At 65.5% G+C, this 3,304-nt stretch carries 3 protein-coding genes; 2 read left to right on the top strand and 1 reads right to left on the bottom strand.

Features of this window, described 5'->3' with window-relative positions:
* The first annotated feature begins 495 nt into the window (after positions 1–495).
* Positions 496–999, top strand: a complete 504-nt coding sequence (locus Q0M60_RS05705; protein WP_296817087.1) for a DUF4365 domain-containing protein — start codon at positions 496–498, stop codon at positions 997–999.
* Positions 996–2,162, top strand: a complete 1,167-nt coding sequence (locus Q0M60_RS05700) for a hypothetical protein (protein ID WP_296817084.1) — start codon at positions 996–998, stop codon at positions 2,160–2,162. The genes Q0M60_RS05705 and Q0M60_RS05700 overlap by 4 nt, the downstream gene beginning before the upstream one ends.
* On the opposite strand, the gene Q0M60_RS05695 is transcribed toward Q0M60_RS05700, so the two are convergent.
* On the bottom strand, positions 2,159–3,304 hold a 1,146-nt coding region (locus tag Q0M60_RS05695), incomplete at its 5' end, for an AAA family ATPase (RefSeq protein ID WP_296817081.1). The two genes, Q0M60_RS05700 and Q0M60_RS05695, sit on opposite strands and share 4 nt — an antisense overlap.

Below are 3,304 nucleotides of genomic sequence, written 5' to 3'. Positions count from 1 at the left end.
GGAGAAGGTGGCATGCGAAGCATGACGGATGAGGGGTCGCGCCGGCGCTTCAGCTTCGGACGGCGGCTCAGCGGCGCGGTCCAGGCCGGATAGGCCTCGTCGACCCCTCATCCGACCTCGCTGCGCTCGGCCACCTTCTCCCGCAAGGGGAGAAGGGACGTTGACCGCGCCTCGCCTGGCGAGGGGGTGGGCCCTTCATCTCCTGGATGAGGGTGGCCGGTCGGGAGAGGAGGGCGTCAAGGACGCTGCGCGCCGCCGGAGGCGGTGGCCCGCAGGGCCATCCTTGACTCCCTCCGGCCGACCGGCAGGCTGGCTTTCAAGAGGTGAAGGGAACTCTGGTTCGTGATCGGTCGGTAACCCGAAGCTTGACCTGTTGCCCCGCGCGACAGAGGCTCGCGACTTTCACTCAACGCCGCTTGGGGTTTGATGGTGAGACGCCCTCGGCGAAACATCCGGTCCGCATCCGACTTGCCGAGTCCACAGGCTAGCGCATGGATGCCTGGTGACCATCTTCTCCACGAAAACGATAAGAAGGAAGCGCTGTCCCGCGCGTTCGCTTCAGCGGTGGCCGCTGCCGCAGGCTATTGCACCACGCCGCCGGCTGACTTTGATCGTGACAGCATAGATTTGACCTTTTCGGCCTCCGGCCCGTTTAGGCCCCGCTTGGATGCGCAACTTAAGGCGTCGTCGGGGCTCACCGACGCAGGGACGACGTTTCGATTCCCTCTGCCCAAGAAGAACTATGATGACCTGCGGGCAGAGACGATGGTCCCGCGAATCCTAGTCGTGCTCGACATGCCTAGCGAAGCCGCCGATTGGCTAGTGGTGGACGAATCAAATCTCGTCCTGCGGCGCTGCGCTTACTGGGCATCGTTGAGTGGGATGCCAGACAACGACAACGCGACGACTGTGACTGTCGACATCCCCAAAGCAAATCGTTTCGACCCCGACGCGCTGGCCGACTTGATGGAGAGAGCAAGACGGGGAGCGCTGACATGAAGGCTGCGCTCACAGACAAGTTCGCACTTGAGGCCGTGTCGCCCGCCGCACTCCGAGCATACTTGGAATTCGAAGGCTGGCGGAGTGCCGGCGCATTCGGAAAGTTTGGTCAGATTTTCGAGACGCCTGAGGGCATGCTGGGTGGGGAACTTGCGGTCCCTTACACCTCCGATATCGCCGATTACGCGTCCGCGGTAGCAAACATCATCGGTGCGCTCGCCCGCGCCGAGCATAGAGATGAGATAGCCGTATATCGGGATCTTGTAGGTTCGGATCGGGAGGTGATCCGCGTTCGTGCGCCGGAGGCCGACCAAGACGGCTCCGTCGAGGTGGACGAAGGAGTACAGTTGGTGCTCAACGCCCGCGACCTCGTGGCCGCCGCTGCCTGCGCGGCAAATGAGCCCCGCCCCGTATATCATTTGGGGAAGGTGGTTCGTGCTTCGGAGTACATGCAGAAAGTCCGGCTAGGCCAGACAGAGCAGGGGAGCTACGTAGTCACTCTGCTCGCCCCGGTGCCGCCAGCCATTGGTCGGCCGCAAATCGAATTGTGGCCCGAGTTCGAAGAAGAGCCCTTTGAGCGACAAGTGACTCGGACGCTGGCTCGAGCGCTAGAAGGAGCTCATGACGCAGTCGATGCTGTGAATCGCGGTCAGGCCGATGAGGTGTTCCCCAGAGCCGTTCGCGCTGGCGTGAGCGCCAATCTCTGCGAGGCACTTGGCAACCTGATCGAGCGCGGCGGGGGCATTGACGTATCCATCACTTGGGCTCGTACCCGACCCGCACCGATTGCTCGGAGCCATTCCAGGTTCCAGTGGCCGGACGCTGACATCCTAAAAGAAGTGGCGCGAGAGTTGCGCAAGCAAGAGCCGCTGCGGGACGAGCGGGTGCTGGGGTACGTAGTCAAGCTCGGCCGAACACCGGAACAAGACGATGGAGAGGTGGTGCTACGCACCTTGGTTGGCGGGCAAAGCCGCGGCTTGAAGGCATCGTTGTCGCCGGCCGACTACCAAGTTGCGTACGCTGCGCATGGGGCAAAGGTGCCGATCAGCTTGATCGGCGATATCGACACGCGGACCCGTCCTTGGCAGCTCACTCAAATAAGAGAGCTGAAAGTGATCCCAGACGTCGACTTGGACGAAGATGAAGTACTGGAGCGCCCCTAATGCACCCGCGCCTTCCCGATCACCAACCCGTCCGCCCCCGCTGAAACCCCGATCACCCCGCCGTCCTCGATCTCGCCGGCGAGGAGCTTCCTCGCGATCGGGTCCACCAGCTCCTTCTGGATGACCCGCTTCAGCGGCCGGGCGCCGTAGACCGGGTCGTAGCCGTGGTCGGCGAGCCAGGCGAGCGCGCTGTCGTCGAGGTCCAGCGTCAGGCGGCGGTCGGCGAGCAGGCGCTCGAAGCGCTGGAGCTGGATGCGGACGATGCCGCCCATCTGCTCGCGGCCGAGGCGGCGGAACAGGATGATCTCGTCGATGCGGTTCAGGAATTCGGGCCGGAAGTGGGCGCGGACGGCCTCCATGACCATGGGGCGCACGGCCTCGACGTCCTGGCCCTCGGGCTGGTCCGCCAGCGCGGCCGAGCCGAGGTTGGAGGTCATGATGATCAGGGTGTTCCTGAAGTCGATGGTGCGGCCCTGGCCGTCGGTCAGGCGGCCGTCGTCGAGCACCTGGAGCAGCACGTTGAAGACGTCCGGGTGGGCCTTTTCGACCTCGTCGAACAGGACGACCTGATAGGGGCGGCGGCGCACGGCCTCGGTCAGGGCGCCGCCCTCGTCGTAGCCGACGTAGCCGGGAGGCGCGCCGATGAGGCGGCTGACCGAGTGCTTCTCCATGTATTCGCTCATGTCGAGGCGGGTGATCGCGGCCTCGTCGTCGAACAGGAACTCGGCCAGCGCCTTGGTCAGCTCGGTCTTGCCGACGCCCGTCGGGCCCAGGAACAGGAAGGAGCCGAGCGGGCGGTTGGGGTCGTTGAGGCCGGCGCGGGCGCGGCGCACGGCGTCGGAGACGGCGGCGAGCGCCTCGTCCTGGCCGACGACGCGGCGGCGCAGGGCGTCCTCCATCTTGAGCAGCTTCTCGCGCTCGCCCTCCAGCATCTTGTCGACGGGCACGCCGGTCCAGCGCGAGACGACGGCGGCGATCTGTTCGGCGTCGACGACCTCGGGGGTCAGGGGGCCGGAGGCGTCGGCCTCATTCTGCTCCGCTTCCGCGAGCTGGCGCTCGATCTGGGGGATCTGGCCGTAGGCGATCTCGGAGGCGCGAGCGAGGTCGCCGGAGCGCTGGGCCGCGGCCAGTTCGGCGCGCAG

It is taken from the genome of Brevundimonas sp., assembly GCF_024711105.1.
Taxonomy (GTDB): domain Bacteria; phylum Pseudomonadota; class Alphaproteobacteria; order Caulobacterales; family Caulobacteraceae; genus Brevundimonas.
The sequence above is the reverse complement of the archived record's forward strand: the minus strand, read 5'-3'. Positions and strand labels throughout refer to the sequence as shown.

Excerpts from the sequence above, each read along its gene's own strand:
- Q0M60_RS05705 (WP_296817087.1), top strand. The coding sequence starts at position 496 with ATGCCTGGTGACCATCTTCTCCACGAAAACGATAAGAAGGAAGCGCTG.
- Q0M60_RS05700 (WP_296817084.1), top strand. The coding sequence starts at position 996 with ATGAAGGCTGCGCTCACAGACAAGTTCGCACTTGAGGCCGTGTCGCCC.